This is a genomic window from Streptomyces sp. JLBT605, assembly GCF_058215555.1.
This window is the reverse complement of sequence record NZ_CM177087.1, coordinates 1,010,709-1,035,587: the sequence shown is the minus strand read 5'-3', so window position 1 is coordinate 1,035,587 and position 24,879 is coordinate 1,010,709. Positions and strand designations below refer to the sequence as shown.

General features: G+C 73.5%; 22 protein-coding genes. 17 read left to right on the top strand and 5 right to left on the bottom strand.

All coding sequences use genetic code 11. The annotated features are described in order from the left end of the window. Nucleotides 1-14: 14 nt before the first annotated feature. Nucleotides 15-1,208 (top strand): MBL fold metallo-hydrolase, encoded by a 1,194-nt coding sequence (locus AC4BDD_RS04850; protein WP_490691662.1) that lies wholly within the window; start codon nucleotides 15-17, stop codon nucleotides 1,206-1,208. 115 nt (nucleotides 1,209-1,323) lie between these two features. After that, entirely contained in the window at nucleotides 1,324-2,190 is an 867-nt protein-coding gene (locus AC4BDD_RS04845; protein ID WP_490689715.1) for a chitosanase, read from the top strand. A 106-nt stretch (nucleotides 2,191-2,296) separates the two neighbouring features. Here the strand turns inward: AC4BDD_RS04845 and AC4BDD_RS04840 are convergent, their stop codons facing one another. The 3 genes from AC4BDD_RS04840 to AC4BDD_RS04830 form a co-directional block, all read right to left on the bottom strand. Continuing rightward, nucleotides 2,297-2,980 (bottom strand): gamma-glutamyl-gamma-aminobutyrate hydrolase family protein, encoded by a 684-nt coding sequence (locus tag AC4BDD_RS04840; protein ID WP_490689714.1) that lies wholly within the window; start codon nucleotides 2,978-2,980, stop codon nucleotides 2,297-2,299. Nucleotides 2,981-3,099: 119 nt separating this feature from the next. After that, the gene (gene eat, locus AC4BDD_RS04835; protein ID WP_490689713.1) at nucleotides 3,100-4,551 is read right to left on the bottom strand and encodes an ethanolamine permease; all 1,452 of its coding nucleotides are present in this window, start codon (nucleotides 4,549-4,551) and stop codon (nucleotides 3,100-3,102) included. Nucleotides 4,552-4,732: 181 nt separating this feature from the next. After that, entirely contained in the window at nucleotides 4,733-5,473 is a 741-nt protein-coding gene (locus AC4BDD_RS04830) for a FadR/GntR family transcriptional regulator (RefSeq protein ID WP_490689712.1), read from the bottom strand. A gap of 82 nt (nucleotides 5,474-5,555) precedes the next feature. On the opposite strand from AC4BDD_RS04830, the gene AC4BDD_RS04825 reads away from it, so the two are divergent. The 4 genes from AC4BDD_RS04825 to AC4BDD_RS04810 all read left to right on the top strand — a co-directional run bounded on the left by AC4BDD_RS04825 (nucleotide 5,556) and on the right by AC4BDD_RS04810 (nucleotide 10,465). Then, nucleotides 5,556-6,923: a glutamine synthetase family protein gene (locus AC4BDD_RS04825; protein ID WP_490689711.1), complete on the top strand. Its 1,368-nt coding sequence runs from the start codon at nucleotides 5,556-5,558 to the stop codon at nucleotides 6,921-6,923. A 157-nt stretch (nucleotides 6,924-7,080) separates the two neighbouring features. Next, nucleotides 7,081-8,448, top strand: coding sequence for an aldehyde dehydrogenase family protein (locus AC4BDD_RS04820; RefSeq protein WP_490689710.1), 1,368 nt, complete (start codon nucleotides 7,081-7,083; stop codon nucleotides 8,446-8,448). Further along, nucleotides 8,445-9,230 (top strand): 3-oxoacyl-ACP reductase, encoded by a 786-nt coding sequence (locus AC4BDD_RS04815; RefSeq protein ID WP_490689709.1) that lies wholly within the window; start codon nucleotides 8,445-8,447, stop codon nucleotides 9,228-9,230. Before AC4BDD_RS04820 ends, AC4BDD_RS04815 begins: the two co-directional genes overlap by 4 nt. 182 nt (nucleotides 9,231-9,412) lie before the next feature. Beyond that, nucleotides 9,413-10,465 carry a DUF2510 domain-containing protein gene (locus tag AC4BDD_RS04810; RefSeq protein WP_490691661.1) on the top strand — a complete coding sequence of 351 codons (1,053 nt, stop codon included), beginning with the start codon at nucleotides 9,413-9,415 and terminating at the stop codon, nucleotides 10,463-10,465. A gap of 73 nt (nucleotides 10,466-10,538) precedes the next feature. Here the strand turns inward: AC4BDD_RS04810 and AC4BDD_RS04805 are convergent, their stop codons facing one another. Beyond that, nucleotides 10,539-11,738, bottom strand: a complete 1,200-nt coding sequence (locus AC4BDD_RS04805) for an amino acid deaminase/aldolase (RefSeq protein ID WP_490689708.1) — start codon at nucleotides 11,736-11,738, stop codon at nucleotides 10,539-10,541. 413 nt (nucleotides 11,739-12,151) lie between these two features. Here AC4BDD_RS04805 and AC4BDD_RS04800 point away from each other — a divergent pair, with 413 nt between their 5' ends. From AC4BDD_RS04800 to AC4BDD_RS04785, 4 genes are all read left to right on the top strand, one after another. Then, complete coding sequence (locus AC4BDD_RS04800) at nucleotides 12,152-13,411, top strand: hypothetical protein (RefSeq protein WP_490689707.1); 1,260 nt, start codon at nucleotides 12,152-12,154, stop codon at nucleotides 13,409-13,411. Between the two features lie 197 nt (nucleotides 13,412-13,608). Beyond that, the gene (mycP, locus tag AC4BDD_RS04795; RefSeq protein ID WP_490691660.1) at nucleotides 13,609-14,784 is read left to right on the top strand and encodes a type VII secretion-associated serine protease mycosin; all 1,176 of its coding nucleotides are present in this window, start codon (nucleotides 13,609-13,611) and stop codon (nucleotides 14,782-14,784) included. A 96-nt stretch (nucleotides 14,785-14,880) separates the two neighbouring features. Then, the gene (locus AC4BDD_RS04790) at nucleotides 14,881-15,615 is read left to right on the top strand and encodes an SseB family protein (protein WP_490689706.1); all 735 of its coding nucleotides are present in this window, start codon (nucleotides 14,881-14,883) and stop codon (nucleotides 15,613-15,615) included. A gap of 115 nt (nucleotides 15,616-15,730) precedes the next feature. Then, nucleotides 15,731-16,591 carry an MIP family channel protein gene (locus AC4BDD_RS04785; protein ID WP_490691659.1) on the top strand — a complete coding sequence of 287 codons (861 nt, stop codon included), beginning with the start codon at nucleotides 15,731-15,733 and terminating at the stop codon, nucleotides 16,589-16,591. 26 nt (nucleotides 16,592-16,617) lie between these two features. Here AC4BDD_RS04785 and AC4BDD_RS04780 read toward each other — a convergent pair whose 3' ends face one another. Continuing rightward, nucleotides 16,618-16,992 carry a DUF1844 domain-containing protein gene (locus tag AC4BDD_RS04780; protein ID WP_490689705.1) on the bottom strand — a complete coding sequence of 125 codons (375 nt, stop codon included), beginning with the start codon at nucleotides 16,990-16,992 and terminating at the stop codon, nucleotides 16,618-16,620. A gap of 366 nt (nucleotides 16,993-17,358) precedes the next feature. On the opposite strand from AC4BDD_RS04780, the gene infC reads away from it, so the two are divergent. From infC to pheT, 7 genes are all read left to right on the top strand, one after another. Beyond that, entirely contained in the window at nucleotides 17,359-17,991 is a 633-nt protein-coding gene (gene infC, locus AC4BDD_RS04775) for a translation initiation factor IF-3 (RefSeq protein WP_490689704.1), read from the top strand. A 135-nt stretch (nucleotides 17,992-18,126) separates the two neighbouring features. After that, nucleotides 18,127-18,321 (top strand): 50S ribosomal protein L35, encoded by a 195-nt coding sequence (gene rpmI / locus AC4BDD_RS04770; protein WP_197991099.1) that lies wholly within the window; start codon nucleotides 18,127-18,129, stop codon nucleotides 18,319-18,321. Between the two features lie 100 nt (nucleotides 18,322-18,421). After that, nucleotides 18,422-18,814 (top strand): 50S ribosomal protein L20, encoded by a 393-nt coding sequence (rplT, locus tag AC4BDD_RS04765; RefSeq protein WP_490689703.1) that lies wholly within the window; start codon nucleotides 18,422-18,424, stop codon nucleotides 18,812-18,814. A 140-nt stretch (nucleotides 18,815-18,954) separates the two neighbouring features. Then, nucleotides 18,955-19,788, top strand: coding sequence for a TrmH family RNA methyltransferase (locus AC4BDD_RS04760; RefSeq protein ID WP_490689702.1), 834 nt, complete (start codon nucleotides 18,955-18,957; stop codon nucleotides 19,786-19,788). A gap of 65 nt (nucleotides 19,789-19,853) precedes the next feature. After that, the gene (locus AC4BDD_RS04755) at nucleotides 19,854-21,002 is read left to right on the top strand and encodes a sensor histidine kinase (protein WP_490691658.1); all 1,149 of its coding nucleotides are present in this window, start codon (nucleotides 19,854-19,856) and stop codon (nucleotides 21,000-21,002) included. A 181-nt stretch (nucleotides 21,003-21,183) separates the two neighbouring features. After that, nucleotides 21,184-22,305, top strand: coding sequence for a phenylalanine--tRNA ligase subunit alpha (gene pheS / locus AC4BDD_RS04750; RefSeq protein WP_490689701.1), 1,122 nt, complete (start codon nucleotides 21,184-21,186; stop codon nucleotides 22,303-22,305). Next, a complete protein-coding gene (pheT, locus tag AC4BDD_RS04745; RefSeq protein WP_490689700.1) occupies nucleotides 22,305-24,818 on the top strand; it encodes a phenylalanine--tRNA ligase subunit beta in 2,514 nt (837 codons plus the stop codon). The genes pheS and pheT overlap by 1 nt, the downstream gene beginning before the upstream one ends. Nucleotides 24,819-24,879: the final 61 nt, after the last annotated feature.

The window sequence follows — 24,879 nt, the reverse complement described above, 5'->3', positions numbered from 1 at the left end:
CGTCGTCGCCGCAGATCAGCCGCAGGACGCAGCGCTCGCGACTCGCCGGGCTGCGCCCCGCGGCCTTCGGGGCGGACCCGGCCGGGGAGCGGCTGGAGCGCATCCGGCGATCGCCGCACTTCGCGAACGGCGCATTCGTCAATCCGATGGCCGCCCGGATCACCCCGTCCGGCTCCATACTCACGTTCCTGTCCACGTACTTCCGCAAGGAGGACCGGGTCCGCCGGGCGCCGGCCGGCCCGGTGCCCGTCCACCCGACCACCATCGCCGACCTGTCCGCGCCGCCCTCGTCCGGGCTGCGGCTGACCTGGATGGGCCATTCCAGCGTGCTGGCGGAGATCGACGGGAACCGGGTGCTCTTCGACCCGGTGTGGGGGGAGCGCTGCTCGCCCTTCACCTTCGTCGGACCCAAGCGCCTCCATCCGGTGCCGGCGCCGCTGGCCGAGCTGGGCCCGCTGGACGCCGTGGTGATCTCGCACGACCACTACGACCACCTGGACATGCCGAGCATCCGCGCGCTCCTGCGCACCGGCGCGGAGTTCGTCGTCCCGCTCGGCGTGGGCGCCCATCTGGAGCACTGGGGGGTGCCCGCCGACCGGGTGACCGAGCTGGACTGGCAGGAGTCCGCCAAGGTCGCCGGGGTGACCCTCACCGCCACCCCCGCCCGGCACTTCTGCGGACGACGGCTGCGCAACGCCCAGCACACCCTGTGGGCCTCCTGGGTGGTGGCCGGGCCGCAGCACCGGATCTTCCACAGCGGCGACACCGGCTACTTCCCCGGCTTCGCCGAGATCGGCGCCGAGCACGGGCCGTTCGACGCGACGATGATCCAGATCGGGGCGTACAGCGAGCTGTGGCCGGACATCCACATGACGCCGCAGGAGGGGCTGCGGGCCCATGTGGACCTCCAGGGCGGCACCCCCGGCGGGCTGATGCTGCCCATTCACTGGGGCACCTTCAACCTGGCCCCGCACGCCTGGGAGGAGCCCGCCGAGGGCACGGTCACCGCCGCCGCGGCAGCCGGCGCGCAGGTGGCGATGCCGCGGCCCGGGCAGCCCTTCGAGCCGGCTGCGGGACTCCCGCTGGAGACCTGGTGGCGGGAGGTCGCCGCGCGTCCGCAGCATGGCACCACCGAGGCGGCGCTGGGCGCCGGTGTCCGGGCCGCGGCCGTCGCCGTCCCCCGGAAGAAGGCACAGGCACAGGTGTAGCGACCGCGGCCCGACGGCACGTCGGGGGGATTGCGGCGGCGGTGGCATGCTCGCTTCAATGAACAGGAAAGCTTCCTGACGGAAAGCCTCCTCGCCCACAGAAGCGGAGACCCCCATGCCCGCGACCCGGCGCACCACGAGGATCGGCCTGGCAGCCCTGGCCGTCGCCCTGCCGGCCACGCTCATCGTCACCGTCGTCGGACAGCCGTCCGGGCAGGCGTCCGGCGAGGAGTCCCGGCCGGCCGCTGCCGCGCGGCGGGCGGCGGCCGCCGGCGACCTGGACGACCCGCACAAGAAGGACATCGCCATGCGGCTGGTGTCCAGTGCCGAGAACTCCTCGCTGGACTGGCGCGCCCAGTTCGCCTACATCGAGGACATCGAGGACGGTCGCGGCTACACGGCGGGAATCATCGGCTTCTGCTCCGGGACCGGCGACATGCTCGACCTCGTCGAGTACTACACCCGGCAGAAGCCGGACAACGTCCTGGCGAAGTACCTCCCCGCGCTGCGCGCGGTCGACGGCACCGACTCGCACGACGGCCTCGGCGCGCCCTTCGAGCGCGACTGGAAGAAGGCTGCCCGGGACACGGCGTTCCGGGACGCCCAGGAGCACGAGCGGGACCGCGTCTACTTCGACCCCGCCGTCAAGCGGGCCAAGCAGGACGGCCTCGGCGCGCTCGGCCAGTTCGTCTACTACGACGCCATCGTGATGCACGGCCCCGGCAGCGGCCCGGACAGCTTCGGCGGCATCCGCGGCGCCGCCCTGGCCCAGGCCAGGCCCCCGGCGCAGGGCGGCAGTGAGAAGACCTACCTCAACGCCTTCCTGGACGCGCGCAAGAAGGCGATGCGGAGCGAGGAGGCGCACAGCGACACCAGCCGCGTCGACACCGCGCAGCGGAAGTTCCTGAACGAGGGCAATCTCGGCCTGGAACCCCCGCTGCGCTGGAAGGTCTACGGCGACCCGTACGAGATCCTCTCCTAGCTCGCCCCGGCCGCGACGGCTGCTGGGGGCCCCGCACCTGCCGGGCCGCGACGGCTGCCGTGGCGGGCGCCCCGGTCAGCGAGCGGCCGCGACCGGGACGCCCCGGTCAGCGCGCGGCCGCCACCAGCGCCGTCATGACCCGCGGATCGTCCCCGGCCTCGGGGTGCCACTGCACCCCCAGCACGAACCCCGCCGCGCCGGGCAGCTCCAGAGCCTCCACTGTCCCGTCGTCGGCGACGGCACTGCCGACCAGGCCGTCGCCGATCCGGTCCACCGCCTGGTGGTGGTAGGTGGGGACGCTGACCGGCTCCGGCAGCACCCGGGCCAGCAGCGTCCCCGGCAGCGGCTTGATCTCGTGCTCGGCGAAGACCCCCGGCGGGCCGCCGTGCGCCTCCAGATGCTGGACGAGGGTGCCGCCCAGGGCGATGTTCAGCAGCTGCATGCCCCGGCAGACGCCGAGCAGCGGCACCCCGGCTGCCAGCGCCGCGTCGATCAGCGCCAGCTCCCAGGCGTCCCGCTCCCGGGCGGGCGGGCCGGTGCGGGGATGCGGCCGGGCGCCGTACCGCACCGGCTCCACGTCCGGACCGCCCGCGATCACCAGCCCGTCCAGCCGGGCGACGACCGCGGCCGCCCGGTCCGGATCGTCCGGCGGCAGCTGCGCCGCCAGCCCGCCCGCGCCCTGCACCATGCGGTGGTATCCGGCGGGCAGCAGCGCGGCCGGCAGATCCCAGACGCCCCACCGGGCCGAGGACTCCAGATAGGTGCTGATGCCGATCAGAGGTGTGGACAACAGATGCTCCGGTCTCGCTGTGCGGACGTGACGTCCGGGAGTGTGCCCGGGGGACGTCAGTCGTGGTGAAGTCGTGGGTGAGGTCGTGGGTGAAGTCGTCGCTGGAGTGCCGTGACGGGTCAGTCCCGGGAGAGCTCCGCCTCGGCCGCCGCCAGCGCCGCGAACTCCTCCTCGGGCGCGGCGGCGACCAGCCGGTGACGGCTGTAGAAGGCGAAGTAGGCCAGCGCCACGGCGTAGACGCCCAGCGCGATGAACGCCGCGTCCTTGTCGACCAGGAAGGTGGCCACCAGCGCCGAGCAGGCCAGCACGAAGGCGATCGAGGAGGTCAGCACGCCGCCAGGGGTGCGGTACGGGCGGTCCAGCCCCGGCTCGCGGCGGCGCAGCACGATGTGCGAGAGCGCCATCAGGGCATAGGAGATGGTGGCGCCGAAGACGGCGACGTTCAGCATCCGGGGACCGTCGCCGGACCAGGCGGCCAGCCCGAAACCGAGCGCGCCGGGCACCAGCAGGCCCAGGTAGGGAGCCTTGCGGCGGCTGGTCAGGGAGAGGAAGCGGGGCAGGTACCCGGCGCGGGAGAGCGCGAAGAGCTGGCGCGATCCGGCGTAGATGAGGGAGAAGAAGGAGGCGACCAGTCCGGCCAGCCCCGCGTAGTTCACGATGCGGGACAAGACAGTCGCCTTGCCGTTCGGCTGCAGCGCCTCCACCAGCGGATCGCCCGTCGAGGCGACCGCGGCCGAGCCGCGCGCCCCGCAGGCCGCGACGAAGGTGACCAGCGCGAGCAACAGCAGGATGCCCATCGCCGCGGCCATGGCCCGAGGCAGCGTACGGGCCGGGTCGCGGGTCTCCTCGGCCGCCAGCGGCACCCCCTCGACGCCCAGGAAGAACCACATGCCGAACGGGAAGGCGGCCCAGATGCCCAGGATCCCGAACGGCAGCCAGGAGTTGGCGCCGAGCGCGTCCCGGTCGACGGGGATGTCGTTGAGCGAGCCGCCGTCGAACTCGGTGAGCGCGGCGAAGGCGAAGATGACCAGCGCGACGACGGCGACGGCGGTCACCACCAGGCTGAAGCGCAGCGCCTCGCCGACCCCCCACAGGTGGATGCCGATGAAGAGCGCGAAGCAGGCGAGGTAGACCGGCCAGCCCGACTCCAGCCCGAAGAGGTTCAGGGATTCGACGTACTCCCCGATGAAGAGCGAGATCGCGGCGGGCGCCAGGACGTACTCGATGAGGATGGCGGTGCCGGTGAGGAAGCCGCCCCAGGTGCCCAGCGCGCGGCGCGCGAAGCCGTAACCGCCGCCGGCCGTCGGCAGGATGGCCGAGAGCTCGGCCAGCGCGAAGACCAGACAGGTGTACATCAGGCCCATCAGGACGGCGGCGATGGCCAGTCCGCCGAAGCCGCCCTCGGTCAGGCCGGCGTCCCAGCCGGAGAAGTCACCGGAGACGACATAGGCCACCCCCAGTCCGGTCAGCAGCAGCGGCCCGGCGCTGCCGCGGCGGAGCGTGCGCCGTTCCAGATAGTCGTCCCCCGCGCCGGGGGAGGGGTCCGTTCGGGGAAGGGTTCCGTCTGCCATGCGGTGCTCCTGGCTGAACGCGAGGCGAAAAGGGGACGAGAGGGGGGTGGCAAGGTGCGGCAAGCGCGGCAATGGTGCGGGGCCATACCTTTGCCTTCCCTGGTGTCGCCGCGCAAGACCCTTGCGTAAAACCGAGGTAACGCGGACCTCACAGCCTCCCGTCCGGCGCGAGCCGGCCGCGTCAGCTCAGGAAGCCGCGCAGCAGCGCCGCGGTGCCCGCGCAGTGCTCGCGCATCACCTCGCGCGCGCCGTCCGGATCGCCCTCCAGTACCGCCTCGACCAGCGCGGCGTGCTGGGCTTGCGAGTGCTCCAGATTCCGCACCAGCAACGGGATGCAGTCCAGCAGGTCGTTCACGGTGGCCCGCACCGCGGCGTACTGGGCCGCCAGAGTGGCCGAGCCGGACAGCTCGGCCAGCGTCAGATGGAGCAGCGTGTCCTGGCGGCGGTACTCCGGCAGCGGCGCCTCCCCGGTCGCCTCCAGCGCGGCCCGCAACCGCGCCGCCTGCCGCCGGTCGAGGCCGTGCGTCGCGCACAGCCCGGCCGCGCCCACCTCCAGCACCTCGCGGAAGCGCAGCACGTCCTCCACGTCCACGGCGGCCACCCGGCGGCGCAGCTCGTCCTCGGCGTGCGCCGGCTCCGGGCGGGGCAGTACGAAGGTGCCGCCGTACCGGCCGCGCCGGCTGACCACCAGGCCCTGGTCCTGGAGCACCTTCAGCACCTCGCGCAGCGTGACCCGGCTGATCTGCAGCCGGTCGGCCAGCTCCCGCTCGGCCGGCAGCCGCTCGCCGACCGGGACCAGCCCCAGCCGGACGATCTGGAGTATCTGCTCCAGCGCCTCCTCGAAACCGTTGCCCGCGCGCACCGGGCGCAGCACCGGTGCCAGCCGGTCGTCGGCGAGATCCCCGACCGCCTCGTCGTTCATGAATCCCTCCGTCACTACTTCCCAATCAATGGTCTCTGTGCCTACCTTATGACTCCGCTCAGGGCCACAGGGAGGCATCACCGTGTCAGACCGCACGTCCCCGCTCTCCGTAGGGGAGTTGAGAAGGCTCGTCGACTCCGGAGAGATCGACACCGTCGTCCTCGCCTTCACCGACATGCAGGGCAGGCTGGCGGGCAAGCGGTTCGCCGCCCGCTTCTTCCTCGACGACGTCCTGGAGCACGGCACCGAAGGGTGCAACTACCTGCTCGCCGTGGACGCGGACATGAACACCGTCGACGGCTACGCCATGTCCTCCTGGGAACGCGGCTACGGCGACTTCGCCATGCACGGCGACGCCGCCACCTTGCGCCTCACCCCCTGGAACCCCGGCACCGCCATGATCACCGCGGATCTGGCCTGGCACGACGGCTCACCCGTCCTCGCCTCCCCCCGCCAGATCCTGCGCCGCCAGCTGGACCGGCTGGCCGAACACGGCTGGACCGCGTACGCGGGCACCGAGCTGGAGTTCATGGTCTTCAAGGACAGCTACGAGGACGCCTGGTCGCGCGGCTACCGGGACATGAACCCCGCCAACCAGTACAACGTCGACTACTCCGTCCTCGGCACCGGCCGCGTCGAGCCGCTGCTGCGCCGCATCCGCAACGAGATGGGCGCCGCCGGGATGACCGTGGAGTCCGCCAAGGGCGAGTGCAACCTCGGCCAGCACGAGATCGCCTTCCGCTACGACGACGCCCTCACCACCTGCGACCAGCACGCCATCTACAAGACCGGCGCCAAGGAGATCGCCGCCCAGGAGGGCATGGCGCTCACCTTCATGGCCAAGTACGACCAGCGCGAGGGCAACTCCTGTCACATCCACCTCTCGCTGCGTGACGAGGACGGCCACCCGGTGCTCGCCGACGACACCGGCGAGTACGGCATGTCGAAGCTGATGCGGCACTTCCTGGCCGGTCAGCTCGCCGCGATGCGCGACTTCACCCTCCTCTACGCGCCCAACATCAACTCCTACAAGCGGTTCCGGCCCGGATCCTTCGCCCCGACCGCCGTCGCCTGGGGGCCGGACAACCGCACCTGCGCGCTGCGCGTCATCGGCCACGGCCACGCCCACCGGCTGGAGAACCGGCTGCCCGGCGGCGACGTCAACCCCTACCTCGCCGTCGCCGGCATGATCGCCGCCGGCCTCCACGGCATCGAGCAGCAGCTCGAACTCCCCGACCCGTGCACCGGCAACGCCTACGCCGGCGACGCCCAGCACGTCCCCACCACCCTGCGCGACGCCGCCGGACTGTGGGCCGACAGCCCGATAGCGCGCGCCGCCTTCGGGGACGAGGTCGTCGAGCACTACCTCAACATGGCGCGCGTCGAGCAGGAGGCCTTCGACACCGCCATCACCGACTGGGAGCGCTACCGCTCCTTCGAGCGCATGTAGCCACGTTGTGGTCATCCTGCCCCCTGTTGTGGGCATTCGTTCCGCAGGCGATGGGGGTCCCCTGCTCGAGCGCAGCCGAGAGCTCGGGGGAGGGTGGCCACAACCGACCACCGGCGTGCAGCCACGTACGAAACGGCAACCCCCGCAGGGAGAGACCTTGCAAGAGCTTCATGTCCTCAACCCGGCGACCGAGGAGGTCATCGCCACCGTCCCGGCGGCGACGCCGCAGGACGTCGAGAACGCGGTGGCCCGCGCCGCCAAGGCGCAAACCGCATGGGCGGCCCTGCCGCCCGGCGACCGCGCCCGCCACCTCCGCCGCTTCGCCGCCACCATCGACACCCACCTGGACGAACTCGCCGAACTGGAGGTCCGCGAGGCCGGTCACCCGATCGGCAACGCCCGCTGGGAGGCGGGCAACGCCCGCGACCTGCTCGACTACGCCGCCGGGGGAGTGGAGCGGCTGGCAGGCCACCAGATCCCCGTCCCCGGCGGCCTGAACATCACCTTCCATGAGCCGCTCGGCGTGGTCGCGGTCATCGCCCCGTGGAACTTCCCCATGCCGATCGCCGCCTGGGGCACCGCCCCCGCCCTCGCCGCGGGCAACGCCGTCGTCCTCAAACCCGCCGAGACCACCCCGCTCACCGCGCTGCGGCTGGCCGAACTCGCCCTGGAGGCCGGGCTCCCGGAAGGGCTCTTCCAGGTCCTGCCCGGCGAGGGCCCGGTCGCGGGCAACGCCCTGGTGGAGCACCCCGGCGTGGCCAAGGTCGTCTTCACCGGCTCCACCGCGGTCGGCAAGCAGATCATGGCCAAGTGCGCGGACGGCGTGAAGCGGGTGACCCTCGAACTCGGCGGCAAGAGCCCCAACATCGTCTTCGCCGACGCCGACGTCGAGGCCGCCGCGGCCGCCGCACCCGGCTCCTTCCTCGACAACACCGGCCAGGACTGCTGCGCCCGCAGCCGCATCCTGGTCCAGGCGTCGGTGTACGACCGTTTCCTCGAACTCCTGGAGCCGGCCGTGCGCTCCTTCACCGTCGGCGACCCGGCCGACCCCGCCACCCAGATGGGCCCGCTGATCTCCGCCGCCCAGCGGGAGCGCGTACGGTCCTTCGTGCCCGAGTCCGCCCCCGCCGCCATCCGCGGCGAGGCCCCCGCCGGCAAGGGCTTCTGGTACCCGGCCACCGTCCTGGAGGGCCGGCCCGAGGACCGCACCGCCGTCGAGGAGATCTTCGGGCCGGTCGCCGTCGTCATCCCCTTCACCGACGAGGCGGACGCCGTCCGGATCGCCAACGCCACCGAGTACGGCCTGTCCGGGTCCATCTGGACCCGCGACGTCGGCCGCGCCATCCGCGTCTCCCGGGCCGTCGCCGCCGGAAACCTCTCCGTCAACTCGCACAGCAGCGTCCGCTACTGGACCCCCTTCGGCGGCTTCAAGCAGTCCGGCCTCGGCCGGGAGCTCGGTCCGGACGCACTCACCGCCTTCACCGAAACCAAGAACGTCTTCATCAGCACGGAGGAGAGCAAGTGACCGACCAGACCGCAGTGTGCCGTCGCCTCGTGGACCGCACCGCCGTCATCACCGGAGCGGGCAGCGGCATCGGCCTGGCCACCGCCCGCCGGATGGCCTCCGAGGGCGCCCGCGTCGTCTGCGCCGACATCGACGAGACCGCGGGCAAGGCCGCCGCCGAGGAGGTCGGCGGGATCTTCGTCCAGGTGGACGTCACCGACGCCGAGCAGGTCGAGGCGCTCTTCCAGACCGCGTACGACACCTACGGCTCGGTCGACATCGCCTTCAACAACGCGGGCATCTCGCCCCCCGACGACGACTCCATCCTCACCACCGGCCTGGACGCCTGGAAGCGCGTCCAGGAGGTCAATCTGACCTCCGTCTACCTGTGCTGCAAGGCCGCCATCCCCTACATGCAGCGGCAGGGCAAGGGCTCCATCATCAACACCGCCTCCTTCGTGGCCAAGATGGGTGCCGCCACCTCGCAGATCAGCTACACCGCCTCCAAGGGCGGCGTGCTCGCCATGTCCCGCGAGCTGGGCGTGCAGTTCGCCCGTGAGGGCATCCGGGTCAACGCCCTGTGCCCCGGACCGGTCAACACGCCGCTGCTCAAGGAGCTGTTCGCCAAGGACCCGGAGCGCGCCGCGCGCCGGCTGGTCCACGTGCCGGTGGGCCGCTTCGCCGAGCCCGAGGAGATCGCCGCCGCGGTCGCCTTCCTGGCCAGCGACGACTCCTCGTTCGTGAACGCCGCGGAATTCCTCGTCGACGGCGGCATCGCGGGCGCGTACGTCACGCCCCTGTAGGCACCGGGGCGCCAGGCCGTCGGGGCGCCGGGCCGCCAGGCGGGCGCCGCGAACCGGCGAGCCGTACGGGCGCCGGGGCGGCCGGGGCCGGTGAGCCAGACCCGGTGAGGCAGAGCCGTGAGACAGGCCCGGGACCAGGTGTGTACGCGCCCGGTCCCGGGCCATAGTCTGTCGCCGTGAGCATGACGACGCCGCCCGGCTGGTACCCCGATCCGACTCACCAGGGCCCCGGTCCCGCGCCGGAACGCTGGTGGGACGGAGCCGCCTGGACCGACTACCGCCGGGATGCGTCGGCCGGGCAGCAGCCGGCGCCCCCGTTCGGCGCGCCCGGGCCGGCCGACCCCTCCTTCTCCCCGCCGCCGCCCGGCCACCTGCCCGGCGGTTTCCCGACCTATCCGCCGGGCTCGGGCGACGCCCCGCGCGGCCGCGGGCCGAAGATCGCCGCGCTCGTCGTCGCGGCCGGCGTCCTCGTCGCGGCCATCGTCGGCGGCTTCGTCCTGCTCCAGGACGATGACGACGACAAGGGAGAGGCCAAGCCGAAGACATCGGCCACCGTGCCGGCGCCCGGCCCGAGCACCGGCCAGGACGACGGCGGCGGGCGGGGCGACGGCGGCACCGGCGGCGCGAGCCCGACCACCCCGCCCAGCGTTCCTCCCACCACGCCTCCCGGCATTCCGCCCACCGACGATCCGCGCGCCGCCGAGGACATCGTCAGCGGCATCAGCCTGCCGGTGCTCGACGGCTGGCGGGCGGGGAGCAACAGCACCGGCGGCGCCAGCGTCGTCACGAGCTCCTACCCCTGCCCCGGCGCGCCCGAGATCAACTGCGTACGCGGCGGCGCCTTCTCCTACACCGCGACCGGTTACAAGGCGAGCACCGCCGAGGGGATAGCCAAGGAGGACATCGCCGAGAACGCCGAGAACGCCTACGGCACGGACTCCCGCACCAAGCAGAAGCCCTACGGCGGGATCACCTCGCACAAGCAGCTCAAGGCGCAGGCGGTCACCGTCGCCGGGCAGAAGGGCTACCTGGTCCGCTGGAAGGTCGCCACCAAGAAGGGCGACGACGGCTACGTCCAGTCCCTCGCCTTCCCGTCGCCCATCGTGTCCGAGGCGATGGTCGTGGTGCGGTTCGGCTTCGACGTGAGCGACAAGGCGCCGAGCCTCGCGGACATGGACAAGATCGTCAAGGGCATCAAGCCGCTCGGCGGATCCGAGGACAGCGAAACGGTGTGACACCGGGCCGGGACCGGCCAGGGGACGCAAGGCCTACGGCCGCAGGAAGGTCCCGGCTACAGGAAGGTCCCGGCTACAGGAAGGTGCGGCCCTCGCCCCGGTACGTCGGGACCGCCCCCACCACCCGGTCGCCGTCCACCAGGTGCAACTCGTCGAAGCGCTCGCACAGCTCACCGGCCTTCGCATGCCGGAACCACACCTTGTCGCCGACCAGCAGGTCCTCGGCGGGCGCCCCGAGCAGCGGCGTCTGCACTTCGCCGGGCCCCTCCATCCGGTCGTAGCGCAGCCCCCGCGGCAGATAGGGCACCGGCAGCCGGTCCTGGCCCGCCGCCCCGGACGCCGGGTATCCGCCGCCCAGCACCGTGACCACTCCGGCACCCGGCTTGCGCACCACCGGCTGCGCGAAGAGCGCGGCCGGACGGCCCTGGAACGAGGTGTAGTCGTCGAACAGCCGCGGCTGGAAGAACCCCGAGCCCGCGGCGACCTCGGTGACCGAGTCCTCCGCCGCGGTGTGCTGCACACTCCCCGTGCCGCCGCCGTTGACGAACTCCAGCTCCGCCACCGCACGGACCGCGCGCACCGCCTCGGCCCGCCGTGCCGCCAGCTCCCGCCGCGCCGCGGCCTGCATCAGCCGTATCGCCCGCGCCCGCACCGGCTGCCCGGCCGGCGCGTCGCCGACACCCGCCACATGCCCCTCGTACGCCATCAGCCCGACCAGCCGGAAACCCGGACGGCGGCCGATCGCCCGGGCCAGCTCCACCAGCTGCGCCGGCTCGCGCAGCGGTGAACGCAGCGCGCCGATCCGCACCCGGCCGCCCAGCAGCCGCAGCGAGGTGTCCAGCTCCAGGCAGACCCGGACCTCCTCCCCGCCACCCCGCGCGGCGTCGATCAGCCCCAGCTGCGCCGGGTCGTCGACCATCACGGTCACCGCGGACGCGAGCTTGGGATCGGCGGTCAGCCGGGCGAATCCCTCCCGGTCGGTGGACGGATACGCCAGCAGCACGTCCGAGAAGCCCGCCTCCGCCAGCCACAGCGACTCGGCCAGGGTGAAGGCCATCACCCCGGTGAACCCGTCCAGCGACAGCGCGCGCTCCAACAGCGCCCGGCAGCGCACCGACTTGCTCGCGACCCGCAGCGGCTTGCCCCCGGCGCGGCGCGCCAGATCGCGTGCGTTGGCGTCGAACGCCCGCAGGTCGACGATGGCCAGCGGGGCGTCGAGGTGGGCGGTGGCCCGGTTGTAACGGACCCGGTCGGCAGCTGCGGCGGCGGACATGACGGCAGCTTGTCAGAAGGTGGTGACCCGGGGGTAGGGGAAGGTCCGGTGCACGCGGCGGCCACCGCCCCGTAGAGTGTCGCGCACGCCGCGACCGGCAGGTCAGCGGCGTGATGTCCGCATGCGCCGCGAATTGCCTGGAAGCCGCCCGGCAACGGGGGAGGAACGGCGAACCGCGCGGCGCGGCATCACTGGAGGGTCCGGAAGGTGCGAGAGGGGTGCAGGTGAGCACCGACGCGGAGTACGCCAACGCGCCCCGCCCCACGCCACTCCCGCCCCAGCCGGCTCCCACTCATCCGCCGCACCCGGCCCCAGCCCACCCGTCGCACCCGGCTCCCGCCCACCCGCCGCACCCGGCCCCCGCCCACTCGCCCCGCGTACCTCCCGCGCCGGCTGCCCAGACCCGTCGGAGCGTGCCGGTCGCCGACGACCCCACCCCGATCCTGCCCCGCCGCGCCACCCGGCCCCGCACCACGTCCACCGACCGCCCCGGCGGCGCCGCGGCATCCACCGGGCCCAAGGCTCGCGACGGACAGACGGCCGCCGGACGGCCGGAACCCGCGGAACCAGCGGCCCGGACCTCGGCCCCGACCGCGCCCCCGGCTCCTGGCATCGCGCCGGGCCGGTCCATACCCCCGCCACCCACCGCCGCCCCGGCGCCGCAGGTGGATGCGAGGTCCGGCGGGGCCCCACTCGACGCCGCCCGGCCCGACGCCGCCCGGTCCAGCGCGGCCCAGCTCGACGGCACCCGGTCCGACAGCACCCGGCCCGGATCCCCGGCCGGATCCGGGGAGCCCGACACGATGCCCTGGTACCAGTCCGCCGCGGTGGCCGAGGCCCCGGCGGGCCCCGCCGGGCCGCCCCCGGCTCACCCGCCTCGTCCGTCCGGCACACCCGGCCCTCAACGGCTCCGGCGCAGTGCCGCCCGGATCGCCACCGCCGGGGCCTGCCTGGTCCTCGGCGTCGGCCTGCTCGGCGGCGCCGCCGCCGGAGCCTGGCTCACCGGGGACTCCGACGAACCGCCGTCGCCCGAGGCCCGTTACGCCCAAGCGCGGGGCATCTGGCGCAGCGCCCCGGTCGACGACCTCTTCCCGCGCACCCTGCGCGGCACCGGCGCGGGCCCGGGCGGCGCCGACCGCACCTGGACCCGGATCGCGGTCGCCCCGGACAGCAGCTGCGGGGGCGCCTTCGACCCGCTGCTCGACAAGGCGCTCTCCCCGGTGGGCTGCAAGCGGCTGCTGCGTGCCACCTACACCGACGCGACGCGCACCAGCGTGACCACCGTCGGCGTCCTGGTGACCAAGGCGGACCCGGCCGGTATGCGCGCCCTGAACAAGCGGTTCACCGGCGAGAAGCTGGACCGGCGCGCCGACCTGATGCCCCGCCCCTATCCCGCGAAGGACACCGAGGCCGCGGAGTTCGGCGACGAGCAGCGCGTCACCTGGCGGATCCAGGTGCTGACCGACGCCCCCGCCGTCGTCTACTCGGTGACCGGCTTCGCCGACGGGCGGCAGGCCACCGAACCGCGGCCCGCGGGCGGCACGACGGCGAGCGACGCCACCGGCGCGGCCGAGCTGTCCGGTCTCGCCTACGACGCGCGGGGCGTGGCCGCCGGCGTCACCCGAGCCTTCCGGGCCGCCGTCTCGGACGCCGTGCGGGAGGACCCCTCATGACGCCCCAACCCCCATCGACACCGCACGGCCGATCGACGACCCAAGGCCAATCGACGTCGCGAGAGCAATCGACAACGCACGGCCGGACGATGCCGCAGGGCCGGACGACACCACGGGGCAGGGCGGCGGCCCGCCCCCGGCGCGGCCTCCGCCGCCCCGGCCGCCGGGGCGGCGCCCGCGCCCTCGCCGCACTGGCCATGGCCACCGGTCTGCTGGTGCTGCCCCCGGCTCCCGCGACCCCCGCGCACGCGGACGGCATACGCGCCCAGGAATGGGCCCTCGACGCCATCCACGCCCGGGACGCCTGGCAGACCACCAAAGGCGAGGGCGTCACCGTCGCGGTGCTCGACACCGGCGTCGACGACCGGCACCCGGACCTCAAGGGCCAGGTTCTGGAGGGCACCGACCTGATCGGCTTCGGCGCGGGGCGCGGCGACCGGGCCTGGGCCCGGCACGGCACGGCGATGGCCGGCATCATCGCCGGCCGGGGCCACGGAGCAGGGAACGACGCCGGCGTGCTCGGCGTCGCGCCCGAGGCGAAGATCCTTCCGGTGCGGGTGATCCTGGAGGACGCCGACCCGGCCCGCAAGCGGGCCAGCGGCGTCCGCGGCGGTGCGCTGGCCAAGGGCATCCGGTGGGCCGCCGACCACGGCGCCGACGTGATCAACCTGTCCCTGGGCGACGACAGCGAGTCCGCCCGCCCGGAAGCCGCCGAGGACGCGGCCGTGCAGTACGCGCTGGCCAAGGGCGTGGTCGTGGTCGCCTCGGCGGGCAACGCGGGCGAGAAGGGCGACCACGTCTCCTACCCGGCCGCCTACCCCGGAGTGATCGCGGTGACCGCGGTCGACCGGTACGGAGGCCGCGCCGCCTTCTCCACCCGCCGCTGGTACGCCACGGTCTGCGCCCCCGGTGTCAACGTCGTCATCGCCGACCCCGACCGGCGCTACTACCAGGGCTGGGGGACCAGCGCCGCCGCCGCGTTCGTCTCCGGTGCCGCCGCGCTGGTCCGCTCCGCCCACCCCGGACTGAGCCCGGCCCAGATCAAGCGCCTGCTGGCGCAGACCGCGCAGGACACCCCGGAGGGCGGGCACAGCGACGCACTGGGCGCCGGCCTGGTGGACCCCGCCGCGGCCATCAAGGCCGGGGCGAAGCTGAAGGCGCAGCCGCAGCGGCCCGCCGCGGCCGCCTACGCCCAGCGCTACTTCGGCCCCGGCCCGGCCCACGGCCGCGATCCCGAGGACGACGGCGGACCGAACCACCTGGCCCTCATCGCCGGGGTGGCCGGAGCCGGTCTGCTGGCCGCCGCGGTGGCCGTCTGGCGAGGCGCCGGACCCCCGCGCCGGCCCAAGGCCGGGCGCCCCACAGCCCGCTGAACCCGCGCACCGGGCCGCCGTCCCGCACCCCGATGCCGCCGCCCGGTCGGGCAGCCCCTCGGCTCGGCCCGGGCAGCCGCCGGATACCCTCGTCGGGTGGCGCTCAAGAACATTCCCGACCCCGGCTTCTCCGACGACGACGGCTCCGCCGACCCCCGGCTGACCGCGGCGCTGGCCGCCTGGGCGGCCGATCGGTCGGCCGAGCCCGAGGTACTGGCAGCCCTCCCCGGGGCACGACTGCTGGTCCCGGTGGTCGCCGTACTCGGCGAGGTCGAGGAAGGGCCGGACGGTCTGCGCCGCGAGAAGACCAGCGACATGGCGGTGCCGACCCTCCAGGCACCCGGGGGCCGCCGGGCCCTGCCCGCCTTCACCTCGACCGACGCGCTGGCCCGGTGGCGACCGGACGCCCGGCCGGTGGCGGTGCCGCTGGGCCAGGCACTTCAGGCCGTGGCGCACGAGCAGGCCGACACCCTCGTCCTGGACCTCGCCGGGCCGGTGACGTACCAGCTGACCGGACCCGCGCTGCTGGCCCTCGCCGAAGGCCGGACCAGTACCGACCCGCTCGCCGACCCGGCCGTCGCGGAGGCGCTGCGCGGAGTGCTGGCCGCCGAACCCGGAGTGCTGCGCGGCTACCTGGCCGCGGCCCCCGACTCCGACGGCACCCTGGCGCTGGCCCTGGCCCCCGGCACCGACGCGCGCGAGACGGCACAGCGGGTGGCGGGCGCGCTCGCCACCCACGAGGTGCTGCGCGCCCGGCTGGTGCGCGGGCTGAACCTGGCACTCCTGCCGCCCGGGGCCGCCGTGCGCTCCGAGCCCCTCTTCAGTCGCTGAACCGCTCCGGCAGCCGCCGGACCGCTCCGCCCCCATCGCGATCTTCGGCAGGCGAAACCTCCCGGGTTGTCCCAGAATGCAGGTACAACTCGCGACCCGGTCGAGGAGAGCCATGATGAGCACAACGCCGGTCGGGAACCCCACGGTCGACACCAGGGTCGAGACCTCCACGGTGGTGTCCGAGTTCGTCGGCACCTTCCTGCTGGTGTTCTTCGCCGTCGGCTCCGCCGTCCTGGGCGCCGAGTACATCGGCACCGTCGGCATCGCCCTCGCCTTCGGCTTCACGCTGATCGCGCTGACCTACGCGCTGGGCCCGGTCTCCGGATGCCATGTCAACCCGGCGGTCACCCTCGGTGTGCTGCTGGCCGGGCGGATGGAGCTGCGCAACGCCCTGGAGTACTGGGTCGCCCAGCTCGTCGGCGCCATCGCAGGCGGCGCCCTCCTGCTGCTCCTCGCCGACCAGGTGCCCGGCCTGAAGACGACCGGGGCCTTCGCCAGCAACGGCTACGGGGACCGGTCGGCGGTCCAGATGGAGGCGGGCGGCGCGTTCCTCGCCGAGGTGATGCTCACCTTCCTGCTGGTGTACGTCTACCTGTCGGTGACCCGCACGCTGGCCGTGGGCGGCCTCGAGCCGCTCCCCATCGGCCTCACCCTGACCGTGGTGACCCTGGTCGGAGTGCCGCTCACCGGCGCGTCGGTGAACCCGGCGCGCAGCCTGGGCCCCGGCGTCTTCGCGGGCGGCGACGCGATGGAGCAGTACTGGCTGTTCCTGGTGGCCCCACTGGTCGGCGGCGCGCTCGCCGCCGTGGTGCACCGGTTCACCCACGCCCGTCTGCTGGAGGCCGCCCCGCACCCGTGGGGGAACGGCGCCGAAGGGGCGGGCGGGGCCGCCGGACCGGCCCGCGCCACCGGCGGGGGCGCCGGGAAGCAGAACGGGCCCGACCGGCCCGAAAGGCCGACCGAGCCCGGTACCTGACCCGACCCCTACGGGATCCGCGTCCGTCAGCCGCCGAACACCGGGCCGGTGTACTTCTCGCCCGGCCCCTGCCCCGGCTCGTCCGGAACCACCGACGCCTCGCGGAAGGCCAGCTGGAGCGACTTCAGGCCATCCCGCAGCGGCGCCGCGTGGAAGGAGCTGATCTCGGTGGCGCTCGCCGTCACCAGACCGGCCAGCGCGTTGATCAGCTTCCGCGCCTCGTCCAGGTCCTTGTGCTCCCCGCCGTCCTCGGCCAGGCCCAGGTTCACCGCGGCCGCGCTCATCAGATGGACCGCGACCGTGGTGATCACCTCGACGGCGGGCACATCCGCGATGTCGCGGGTGAGCGATTCGAAGTCGGGGGAGTCGGGCGCCGGCTGCTGGGGGGTGGAGTCGCTCATGGCTCTCGATCTGTCGTGCGATGCTCTGGTCCGTGCGGCCCTCAGCCTAGTACCGGCTGATACCGGCGCGCCGCGACCCCGGGGCCCGGCTCCCGCGCGTGCTCCGGGCGGGCCCGCGGCCGAAAGTGGTGTAACCTGGAGTCCGACCGGCTGGTCCCATGTGCCCAGCCCGCAAGTGGAGGCTCCGATCTCCCACCCAGTCGACCCTCGGGTCGGCGGGTCACCGGTCCTGTCGCGCCCCGCGGAATAGACGCGGTGGTGCTCCCGGTTGTATGGAGCCCCGCCTGTGTCCCGTCCGGGGCGCTTTGTGCGTCTCAGGGCAGGCGGTCAACGAACAGACGTTGCGCGGCTGTCCCCCAGGCGGTCGTGTGGTGCAACCGAGGAGGATCCATCAGCGCCGAGCCCCGCATCAACGACCGGATTCGCGTCCCCGAGGTGCGACTCGTCGGTCCCAGTGGCGAGCAGGTCGGCATTGTGCCGCTTGCCAAGGCCCTGGAGCTTGCGCAGGAGTACGACCTCGACCTCGTCGAGGTGGCGGCGAACGCCCGTCCGCCGGTCTGCAAGCTCATGGACTACGGAAAGTTCAAGTACGAGTCGGCCATGAAGGCCCGTGAGGCGCGCAAGAACCAGGCGCACACGGTCATCAAGGAGATGAAGCTCCGGCCGAAGATCGACCCGCACGACTACGACACCAAAAAGGGTCACGTCGTCCGGTTCCTCAAGCAGGGCGACAAGGTCAAGATCACGATCATGTTCCGTGGCCGTGAGCAGTCCCGTCCGGAGCTCGGCTACCGGCTGCTGCAGCGGCTCGCGGAGGACGTCCAGGACCTCGGTTTCGTCGAGTCGAACCCGAAGCAGGACGGCCGGAACATGATCATGGTTCTCGGTCCGCACAAGAAGAAGACCGAGGCGATGGCCGAAGCCCGCGAGGCGCAGGCCGCCCGCAAGGCCGAGCGCCAGCAGGGCAGTGCCCCCGCCGAGGAGACCGCCGAGGCGTGACTTCGGGGCGCTGAGTCCCGACAGCCCGGGGCGCTCAGCGCCCCGGGAGACCACCGAAACAGATGACGCTTCCGCATGCCGGCTCAGCCGGCATGTTCGTACCGGGAGCGCCACCGACGAGGAGAGTACGGCGCCATGCCGAAGAACAAGACGCACAGCGGTGCCAGCAAGCGCTTCAAGATCACCGGCTCCGGTAAGGTGCTGCGGCAGCGCGCCGGCAAGCGCCACCTGCTCGAGCACAAGCCGTCGACCCTGACGCGTCGCCTCAGCGGCACCGCCGAGATGGCCCCGGCCGACGCCAAGAAGATCAAGAAGCTTCTCGGCAAGTGACGCCCCCGCCCCCGCTCCGGCGGGTGGCGACTTCCGATCGGGACCTCAATCGTTTCCGGGTCGTGTGAATAACCCACGGCCCCGTACAAGGAGTTAACAAGTGGCACGCGTCAAGCGCGCAGTCAACGCCCACAAGAAGCGCCGGGCGATCCTGGAGCAGGCCAGCGGCTACCGGGGCCAGCGCTCCCGCCTGTACCGCAAGGCCAAGGAGCAGGTCACCCACTCCCTGGTCTACAACTACAACGACCGCAAGAAGCGCAAGGGCGACTTCCGTCAGCTGTGGATCCAGCGCATCAACGCCGCTGCCCGCGCCAACGGCATGACCTACAACCGCTTCATCCAGGGTCTGAAGGCCGCCAACGTCGAGGTCGACCGCAAGATCCTTGCCGACCTCGCGGTCAACGACGCGGGCGCGTTCGCCGCGCTGGTCGAGGTGGCCCAGAAGGCTCTGCCGACCGACGTCAACGCCCCCAAGGCGGCGGAAGCGGCCTGACGGCCGTCACCGCACTAGCGTCGACCGGATCACCGGACAACGCCGGACCCGCAGGCGAACTGCTCGCCTGCGGGTCCGCGCGCGTCCCGCCCCAAAACCCCGCCCCAAAACCCCCACCCACGGAAGCGAGTGCACCGAACATGGCGGCCCCCGAGCTGACCTCCCTGCGATCGCCGCGTGTGGTCGCCGCCCGCCGCCTGGCCAAGCGCAGCTTCCGCGGCAAGGAGCGCCGCTTCCTCGCCGAAGGCCCCCAGGCCGTGCGCGAGGCGGTCGCCCACCTGGTCGAGGTGTACCTCACCCCCGAGGCCGCCGAGCGCCACCAGGACATCGTGGAGCTGGTACACGCCGCCCGGGTGCCGGTGCTCACCGCGACGGACGAGGTCATCGCCGCCATGTCCGACACCGTCACCCCGCAGGGCATCGTCGGCCTCTGCCGCTTCCTGGACTCCCCCTTCGAGGAGATCGTCGCCGCCCGTCCCCGGCTGGTCGCCGTCCTGGCGAACGTCCGCGACCCCGGCAACGCCGGCACCGTGCTGCGCTGCGCCGACGCGGCCGGCGCCGACGCGGTGGTCCTCACCGACGCCTCCGTCGACCTGTACAACCCCAAGGCGGTGCGCGCCTCGGTCGGCTCCCTGTTCCACCTCCCGGTCGCCGTCGGCGTACCCGTCGAGGAGGCGGCGCGCGCGCTGCGCGGCGCGGGGCTGCGGCTGCTGGCCGCCGACGGCGCGGGCGACCGCGACCTGGACGCCGAGCTGGACGGGGCCCGCATGGGCGGCCCCACCGCCTGGATCTTCGGCAACGAGGCATGGGGCCTGCCCGAGGAGACCCGGGCGCTGGCCGACGCGGTGGTACGCGTCCCCATCCACGGCAAGGCCGAGAGCCTCAACCTGGCGACCGCCGCCGCCGTGTGCCTGTACGCCTCCGCTCGTGCGCAGCGCGCGCCCGGAGGGTGCCGCTCCGTGACGTCCAGCTAGTAGGGTTGCCACCCTCGGGGCCTGAGAGGGGGTGCGGGGTGGACATCACGACCTCCCACACCGGCATGGACACCCGCGCGTCCGGCACGCGCCCGGCCGCCGCGGGCCGGCCGCAGACGCCGCCCGCCATACCGTACGGCCCCTGGGAATCCGGCCTGACCGGCCTCGGGCTGGACCCCGACGACCTGCCCGACGGCCTGGTGGTCGCCGACGAGACCGGCCGCGTCACCTGCTTCAACGCCGCCGCCGCCCGGCTCACCGCGATCCGCCCCGCCGACGCCATCGGTCTGCCGGTGGAGCGCGCCCTCCCGCTGGAGGACCTCGAAGGACGCCGCTGGTGGACCCTCACCGACCCCTACGGCGGCCTCGCCATCCGCGCGGGCCAGCCGGAGCGGAACCTGCTCCTGCCCGGCGGCCGCGAGGTCCTCGTCTCCGCCCGCTACGTCCGCGAACACCCCACCGGGCCGGTCCGCCGCCTGGTCGTCTCACTGCGCGGCACCGAGGCCCGGCGCCGCACCGAGCTCAGCCACGCCGAGCTGATCGCCACCGTCGCCCATGAGCTGCGCTCGCCGCTCACCTCGGTCAAGGGCTTCACCGCGACCCTGCTCGCCAAATGGGAGCGGTTCACCGACGACCAGAAGCGGCTGATGCTGGAGACCGTCGACGCCGACGCCAACCGCGTCACCCGCCTCATCGCCGAACTGCTGGACATCTCCCGGATCGACTCCGGCCGGCTGGAGGTGCGCCGCCAGCCGGTCGACCTCACCGCCGCCATCCGCCGGCACGTCCAGGCCCACACCGCCGCCGGCCAGCGCCCGGAGCGCTTCCACATCCGGGTACGGGAGCCGCTGCCCGGCCTGTGGGCCGACCCGGACAAGATCGACCAGGTGCTGGGCAACCTGCTGGAAAACGCGGTGCGCCACGGCGAGGGAACCGTCACCATCGAGGTGGCACCCGCCCCCACCAAGAACCACGCGGAAGGAACGGCCGTCACCGTGAGCGATGAGGGCCCCGGCATCCCGGAGGAGTCGATGGCCCGCGTCTTCACCCGCTTCTGGCGGGGCAGCAAGCGCGGCGGCACCGGCCTGGGCCTGTACATCGTCAAGGGCATCGTCGAGGCGCACGGCGGGGCGATCACCGTCGACCGGGCCCGCGGCGGCGGCGCCAGGTTCCGATTTACCCTGCCCGTGGGCACGCCGGCTTACCTGAAGTAGGTACCGGGACGAGCGCCCCGCGGGCTCTTCAGCACCCCGCCGCCCCGTAGACTCGACCTTTGGCACCTTTGCGTCCTTGTCGTCGGGCGGGGCCCGCGGGGGTCCGGGCCCATGGCCGCGCCGATGCGGGACGAGGCCCGGGGAAAGACGCAGCAGCCAGCTATCGGAAGCACGGGAAGAGATGTCGGCACCCAATAAGTCGTACGACCCTGTCGAGGTCGAGGCACTGAAACCGGAAGAGATCGAGCGGATGCGCGACGAGGCGGCCGCCGCCATCGCCGCGGCCGCCGACCTCGAGGCGCTGCACGAGGCGAAGGTCGCGCACACCGGCCCCGCCTCGCCGCTCGCGCTGGCCAACCGCGAGATCGGCGCCCTGCCGCCGCACGCCAAGGCGGACGCCGGCAAGCGCGTCGGCCAGGCCCGCGGCGCGGTGAACCAGGCACTCAAGGCCCGGCAGGAGGAGCTGGAGGCCGAGCGCGACGCCCGCGTGCTGGTCGAGGAGGCGGTGGACGTCTCACTGCCCTACGACCGCGTGCCCGCCGGCGCCCGGCACCCGATCACCACGCTCTCCGAGCGCATCGAGGACGTCTTCGTCGCCATGGGCTACGAGGTCGCCGAGGGCCCCGAGGTCGAGGCCGAGTGGTTCAACTTCGACGCCCTGAACTTCCCCCCGGACCACCCGGCCCGGGAGATGCAGGACACCTTCTTCGTCCAGGGCCGCAAGGAAGGCGCCGAATCCGGCGTCGTCCTGCGCACCCACACCTCGCCGGTGCAGATCCGCTCGATGATCGACCGCGAGCCGCCCATCTACGTGATCTGCCCGGGCCGGACGTTCCGCACCGACGAGCTGGACGCCACCCACACCCCGGTCTTCCACCAGGTCGAGCTGCTCGCCGTCGACGAGGGCCTGACCATGGCCGACCTCAAGGGCACGCTGGACCACATGGTGCGCGCCCTGTTCGGCGAGGACATGACCACCCGGCTGCGGCCGAACTACTTCCCGTTCACCGAGCCGTCCGCCGAGATGGACATGCTCTGCTTCGCCTGCCGTGGCGAGTCGGTCGGCAACCCCGCCCGCCCCTGTCGTACCTGCTCCAGCGAGGGCTGGATCGAGCTGGGCGGCTGCGGCATGGTCAACCCCCGGGTGCTGACCGCCTGCGGCGTGGACCCGCAGAAGTACAGCGGCTTCGCCTTCGGCTTCGGCATCGAACGGATGCTGATGTTCCGGCACAACGTGGAAGACATGCGAGACATGGTCGAGGGTGACGTGCGCTTCACCCGGCCGTTCGGGATGGAGATCTGATGCGGGTCCCGCTTTCGTGGCTGCGGGAATACGTCGACCTGCCGGCCGGTGAGACCGGCCGCGACGTCCAGGCCAAACTCATCAGCGCCGGTCTTGAGGTCGAGACCGTCGAGCAGCTCGGCGCCGGCCTTTCCGGCCCCCTGGTCGTCGGCCAGGTCCTCACCATCGAGGAGCTGGAGGGCTTCAAGAAGCCCATCCGCTTCTGCACCGTCGACGTCGGCCAGGCCAACGGCACCGGCGAACCGCAGGAGATCGTCTGCGGCGCCCGCAACTTCACCGTCGGCGACAAGGTCGTCGTGGTGCTGCCCGGCGCCGTGCTCCCCGGCGACTTCAAGATCGCCGCGCGCAAGACCTACGGCAGGGTCTCGCACGGCATGATCTGCTCCGGCGACGAGCTCGGCATGGGCGACGACGGCAGTGGCGGCATCATCGTGCTGCCCCCGCAGTACGAGCCCGGCACCGACGCCATCGAGCTGCTCGAACTCCTCGACGAGGTGCTGGACATCGCGGTCACCCCCGACCGCGGCTACTGCCTGTCGATGCGCGGTGTCGCCCGCGAGCTCGCCACCGCCTACGGGCTGCCGCTGCGCGACCCCGCCCTGCTCGACGTCCCCGCGCCCAACTCCTACGGGCACGCCGTGACCGTCGCCGACCCGATCGGCTGCGACCGCTTCACCGCCCGCACCGTGACCGGCCTCGACCCGCACGCCGTCTCCCCGATCTGGCTGCGCCGCCGCCTCCAGAAGGCCGGCATGCGGCCCGTCTCGCTCACCGTCGACGTCACCAACTACGTGATGCTCGAACTGGGCCAGCCGCTGCACGCCTACGACCGGACCCGCATCGACGGGCCGATCGGCGTGCGCCGCGCCATCCCCGGCGAGAAGTTCACCACCCTCGACGGCGCCCACCGCGCACTCGACGCCGAGGACCTCGTCATCACCGACAACGCCGGCCCCATCGGGCTGGCCGGTGTGATGGGCGGCGCCAACAGTGAGATCGCCGACGTCGCCGCGGGCGAGGCCGGCACCACCGAGGTCGTCATCGAGGCCGCGCACTTCGACCCGGTCGCCATCGCCCGCACCGCCCGCCGCCACAAGCTCTCCTCCGAGGCGTCCCGGCGCTTCGAGCGCGGCGTCGACCCGGGCGCCACCTCGGCGGCCGCCCAGCGCACCGTCGACCTGCTGGTACTGCTCGCCGGCGGCACCGCGGAGGCCGGGGTCACCGAGATCGTCTCCCCGCGCGGCCCGCGCACCATCACCATCCGCGCCGACCACCCCGACCGCGTGGCCGGTGTCGCCTACGGCCGCGAGACCGTCGTACGCCGCCTCCAGGAGATCGGCTGCGACGTCTACGGATCCGACGACCTCACGGTCACCGTGCCCAGCTGGCGGCCCGACCTGACCGACCCCAACGACCTCGCCGAAGAGGTCATCCGCCTGGAGGGCTACGAGAACCTCCCCGCCACCCTCCCGCAGCCGCCCGCCGGCCGCGGCCTCACCGCCCGGCAGCGCCTGCACCGCCGGGTCGGCCGCGCCCTCGCCGGCGCCGGCTACGTCGAGGCGCTGAACTACCCGTTCATCGGCGAGGAGATCCTCGACCAGTTCGGCCTGGAGCCCGACGACCCGCGCCGCTGCCTGGTGCACCTGGTCAACCCGCTCTCCGACACCGAGCCCGCGCTGCGCACCACGCTGCTGCCCGGGCTGCTCGGCGCGCTGCGCCGCAACCACGGCCGCGGCGAGCACAACCTCGCCCTCTTCGAGACCGGCCTGGTCTTCCGCTCCACCGGCGGCGAGACCGCCGCCGTGCGGCTGCCCGTCGACCGCCGCCCCAGCGACGAGGAGATCGCCTCGCTCAACGCCGCGCTGCCGCAGCAGCCGCGCCGCGTCGCGGTGGTGCTCGCCGGCGCCCGGGAGCAGGACGGCTGGTGGGGCGAGGGCCGCGCCGCGACCTGGGCCGACGTCATCGAGGCGGGCCGCACCGTGGCCCGCGAGGCAGGCCTGGAGCTGATCGTCCGCCAGGACCAGCACGCGCCGCTCCACCCGGGACGGTGCGCCGCGCTCCTCGCCGTCGCCGACGGCGAGGAGATCCTCGTCGGCAACGCCGGTGAACTCCACCCGCGGGTCATCAAGGCCCTCGGCCTGCCGGAGCGCACCTGCGCCATGGAGATCGAGCTGGACCGCCTGGAGCGGGCCGGCACCGGGGTCGTCCAGGCACCGCACGTCTCCTCCTTCCCGGTGGCCACCCAGGACGTCGCGCTCGTCGTCGACACCTCGGTCGCCGCGGGCGACGTCGAGGCGGCGCTGCGCGCCGGCGCCGGTGAACTCCTCGAATCGCTGCGCCTGTTCGACGTCTTCACCGGCGAGCAGCTCGGCGAGGGCAAGAAGTCCCTGGCCTACGCGCTGCGCTTCCGCGCGCCCGACCGGACGCTGACGGCGGAGGAGGCCTCGGCCGCCCGCGACGCCGCCGTGGCCACCGCGGTCGAGCGCACCGGAGCCGTACTCCGCGGCGCCTGACCCCGCGCGGGGGACACCCGCCGGGCACCCGCCGACCGGGGCGCACCTCACCCACACGTGA